The organism is Rahnella sp. P4_A8 (assembly GCF_056402435.1).
The window spans coordinates 1-4,172 of the sequence record NZ_JBFUHK010000133.1; the positions used below are offsets into that span (position 1 = coordinate 1).

6 protein-coding genes and 1 pseudogene are annotated in these 4,172 nt (G+C 56.2%); 2 read left to right on the forward strand and 5 right to left on the reverse strand.

Annotated elements, in window-relative coordinates; genetic code table 11:
• The coding region (locus AC1DUO_RS23570; RefSeq protein WP_477989021.1) for a recombinase family protein at positions 1 to 486 on the reverse strand (486 nt) is incomplete at its 3' end.
• A gap of 157 nt (positions 487 to 643) precedes the next feature.
• Between AC1DUO_RS23570 and AC1DUO_RS23575 the strand changes: the two are divergent.
• Positions 644 to 820: pseudogene (locus AC1DUO_RS23575) on the forward strand (DUF4158 domain-containing protein); the annotation flags it as partial.
• Here AC1DUO_RS23575 and AC1DUO_RS23580 read toward each other — a convergent pair.
• The 4 genes from AC1DUO_RS23580 to AC1DUO_RS23595 form a co-directional block, all read right to left on the reverse strand.
• Entirely contained in the window at positions 805 to 1,086 is a 282-nt protein-coding gene (locus tag AC1DUO_RS23580) for a hypothetical protein (protein WP_421589617.1), read from the reverse strand. The pseudogene AC1DUO_RS23575 and the gene AC1DUO_RS23580 overlap by 16 nt on opposite strands.
• A gap of 96 nt (positions 1,087 to 1,182) precedes the next feature.
• Positions 1,183 to 1,827, reverse strand: coding sequence for an NADPH-dependent F420 reductase (locus AC1DUO_RS23585; protein WP_421589618.1), 645 nt, complete (start codon positions 1,825 to 1,827; stop codon positions 1,183 to 1,185).
• A 111-nt stretch (positions 1,828 to 1,938) separates the two neighbouring features.
• Positions 1,939 to 2,778, reverse strand: coding sequence for a pirin family protein (locus AC1DUO_RS23590; protein ID WP_421589619.1), 840 nt, complete (start codon positions 2,776 to 2,778; stop codon positions 1,939 to 1,941).
• On the reverse strand, positions 2,775 to 3,359 hold the full coding sequence (locus tag AC1DUO_RS23595) for an NADPH-dependent FMN reductase (RefSeq protein WP_421589620.1): 585 nt from the start codon (positions 3,357 to 3,359) through the stop codon (positions 2,775 to 2,777). The genes AC1DUO_RS23590 and AC1DUO_RS23595 overlap by 4 nt, the downstream gene beginning before the upstream one ends.
• 107 nt (positions 3,360 to 3,466) lie before the next feature.
• Between AC1DUO_RS23595 and AC1DUO_RS23600 the strand changes: the two genes are divergently transcribed.
• A partial coding sequence (locus AC1DUO_RS23600; protein WP_477989025.1) for a LysR family transcriptional regulator occupies positions 3,467 to 4,172 on the forward strand: 706 nt, incomplete at its 3' end.

Genomic DNA, 4,172 nt, shown 5'->3' on the forward strand with positions numbered 1-4,172 from the left:
CTTAATGGGAGTATCAAGGTGAATAAGTTCCAGAGCCATTCCCGATCTTTGATGAGGTTTTCGCCCAAACTTAACTCCTGCCGCCATCGCGACCACTCTGCCCTCGTTGGTACGCTCTAATATTCGTTCGCGTTCCGCCTCTGCAACAGCGGTAAGGATCTGAATCACCATTTTCCCCATCGTGCCTTCAGTACTCAGTCCATTCTCCAAAAATCGAATGGCTATTCCCTTTTTATAGCAAGCATCAACAATGTGGATCATATCTGCGGTATTGCGGCCAAGCCGGTCCATTTTGGTACAAATGATGATGTCGTCTTTTTCCGCTCGGGCAAGTAGCCGTTGCAGTCCTTCGCGTTCGTCTGTGGCTCCCGACATCATATCAGTAAAAATTCGATCATCTCTGACACCTACAGATTTCAGCTCTGTGATCTGCGCCGTCAGTTTCTGATGGCTGGTTGATACTCTTGCATATCCCAGTAATGCCATATTGGTCTCACAAATCGATATTGATACTGTTTAGTATCATAAAGCATAAATCACGATTTTTGATACTTAATACCGGGCCGATTTTAGCAGTCTCAAAACTTATAACATTTGAGACGGCTAAAGAAGAGCAGAACACCCGTTTACGAAAGGATGTGCGATGAGTGATGACATTCTGACCAGCAAACAGACTGAAAACTACGGTCGCTATGTGGCAGAACCAAATGAAGTTCAGCTAGCCCGGTATTTTCATCTTGATGAGCGTGACCTTGCTTTTATTAATCTGCGGCGGGGAAAACATAACCGGTTGGGGATTGCGCTTCAGCTGACTACAGCGGTCTCGTCAAGGTGTTGTGAGACACCGAAGGTCATTACTGAATGGATGTCCGCACGGGCATAGCGTTCAATTTCGTGAGCTAGCCGCTTTTCGGGGATACCATTGGCGTCAGGCGCGCTGGTAATGGGGATGAAATCATCAATAACTTCCTCTACAAAGCTCGGTAGGAAGAGATCTTCCAGATGGAATTCGGTCTCCTGAAACAGCGTGCGCAGGGACTCATTGCGGCGCAAGCGCCGCGGACGGGTGACAGGAAAGGTGGGCATAGGATACCCAGTCTATCTCCACATGAAGTGGACAGCTCAGCCCGGGCAGCTAAAAAGAACGGGAGCGCTCCGATATGGGCAGCGCTCCCCGGATGGTCAGATTTTGATGAAGTTGGTGCCCGACAGGGGGCCAAACGGAAGCTGAGCCAGGCGACCACCTACATCCAGCGATCCAAGATCGACGGAGAAGTAGCCGATGGCATCGAGAATCTTCTTCACTTTCGCCTTCGCGGCTGCATCGTCGCCGGAGTAGAACTGCACGCGTTGCCCRCCGGAGACTTCGGGTTGACCCAGCACGTTCACATCCAGATGGTTCAGCGCCTTGACTACGCGGGCGCCCGGAACGAAATCACGGAAGACTTCGCTGGAATACTTGCCGCCGAGGTCGATGGGCTTGATGCCGTACGCAGCCAGCGGATTGCTCGCATCGTTGCGCTCGGGCGAATCCGGATCGAGGAACTCTACTGGGTTGGTGCCATCGATGACGATGCGTCCGTTCCAGTCAGGCAGCTCCGCCAGTGCCTGACCTAGATCCACCCAACGCACCGCCACGAGTACGACGTCTGCTGCAGCGGCTTCTGCCACCGTTCCAGCCTTGATAGTGGGGCCCAGTTCAGCGACCAATGATGCGAGCGACTCAGGGCCGCGGCGGGTCGAAATGATGGACGACTGGCCGCTTTTTGCCAGGGCGCGTGCCACGTTGAAGCCGAGACCGCCTGAGCCAATGATACCGATAGTCATGATGCTTTCCTTTTCTGTAAGGGCCCCGGCCACAAATCGCTCGGCGCCTGAATTACTTGATTGAAAACTGATACCCCGGCTTGACGCGCGGGGTGGCGAATAAGGAGGACTTCAGGAGAGTCGACCCGCCTTTTGCAACTCCTGGCCTATGAGCTTGATCCCGGCCTCGCCACGAGCCAGAGCCTCTTTGCTGGTGTGCACCGAATAGTAACCCAACACTAGATCATGAGGATGGGGCACAGCTGACCCGAGCACGAAACTTGCGTCTTCCTGCGCGACGAAGTCGATGACCTCACTGGATGGCTCAAACACCACGAGCTCTCCAGCCTCCAGCGATTCGTCCGTCGTCAGACGCCCGGTCGCCAGTGCCACCCATGCCACGGTATGGCCTGGCGGCGGGGTGTATGACCAGCGTTCGCCCTTGCGCAGACGAACCCCCAGATAGGTCATACCGGCAGGCAGCTCGGCTGCGCTGTGCACCCCACCGTATTCACCAATCAGCACGCGCGCAGGTCCAACCTCAGGCACTTGTGCTGGTGCCAGGTATTGGCTGTGTGCTGGTTGGTTTTCCTGTGCGGCAGGCAGCGCCACCCAGAGCTGAAAACCACGCCCCATCTTCTTGCCGATGGGAGCGCCGGTATGCCATACCCCGTCGCCAGATACCATCACCTCGACGCCACCGGCGGGCAATACGCCGGATTCGCCCGTTGAATCCTCGTAGCGAATATCACCTTCTTCCATGAATGTCACAGTGGCGATCCCGGAATGCGGATGCATGCCGAAATTCTGGTTAGCACCACCTGGGCGGAAGTGCACCAGGTCCAGGAACACGAATGGCTTCAGGTATTTTCCAAGATCCGAGGGACTCATCAGGCGCGTGACGGGACCGTGCGTGGAACCACAGGTGCGATGTACGACCGAACGGACCCGGGCAGCAAGGACGGCACTCATGCTGAATTCCTTGCGGACTTGAGTGCCTTGGCCCACCAGGCCAGGTCGTCCAGCATGACGCCGGCTGTCTGTGCAAGATGCGGGAAGTCCTCGAACTGCTTACCCTGCTGCCAGATACCCATGAACTCTACCATGCCGATGTGCACGGCATTGCGCACCGGCGACATCTGCAACTCGACTGCGACCAGTCGCAGCTGTTCAACGGCGCGCGCAGCGCCCACGCCACCATAGCCGACGAATGCAATTGGCTTACGGGCGAATTCCTTGTGCGCATAGTCGAAAGCGTTCTTCAGCACTGCGGTCGGACCATGGTTGTATTCCGGGGTCACGACAATCAGTCCGTCGAAGGTGTCAAGCTTCTGTGCCCATCGTTGCGCTTCCGCGTTGCTCATCGGTCCCCAGGCAGGGGACACCGATTCCGCGAAATACGGTAACGGATGATCACGCAGATCAACCAGCTCAAAGCTCAGGTCGGTACGCTCCTTGGCGATGTTGTGAATCCACTGCGCAGGCTTGTCGCCGAAGCGGCCCTCTCGCGTGGAACCGATGATGATGCCGATAAAGGGTTGGGTTGCGCTCATAACATGGTCTCCAGTGGTTGGCGATAGAGTTACTTTATGCCTCCTCGTATTGATTGACTAGATGGGGTAATATGATTGGACTCATCCATTAATTTAATTAATTGCCAATGCTCGATCTCAATCATGTCGCAACGTTCGTTCATGTCGTGCGTTGCGGAAGTTTTGCCGAGGCCTCACGGCGCCTGGGTGTGCCACCTAACACCCTCAGTCGCCGTGTACAGCAGTTGGAAGAACAACTAGGTACGCGCCTGATGCAACGCACGACCCGTCACCTGTCGCTCACGGCTGCGGGTCAGGCCTTCCACGACCGCTGTGCTGATGCGGTAGATGGGGTGTTCGACGCTGGGCAGGAGCTGATATCGGGCAACAACGAGCCCAGTGGCCTGGTTCGGGTAGCTGCGCCAGCCGACTTCTTCGATTTTTTCCCCATGGAATGGATGAACGAGTTCATGGTCTCGTATCCACGGGTGCGCCTGGAGTTTGTACTGAGTGACGACAGGGCTGATTTGATCGCCGAGCGCATCGACGTGGCCGTTCGCGGAGGGATCCTGGAGGACTCGAGCTTCTTTGCACGCAAGGTTTTTGACGCAGGGACCGATGGCCTCGTGGCCAGCCCGGACTATCTGGCCGCACGTGGTGCGCCTCAGACGCTACAGGATCTGGCCGACCACGACTGTCTGTTCTTCAGTCATCCCAGTGGTCAGGGACTCTGGCGGTTGACTGCCGCTGACGGCAGCGAGAATGAGGTGCGCGCGGCGGGACGCTTCAGCGCCAACACAGCACAGGCTTTGCGCAAAGCGACCTTTTCTGGAC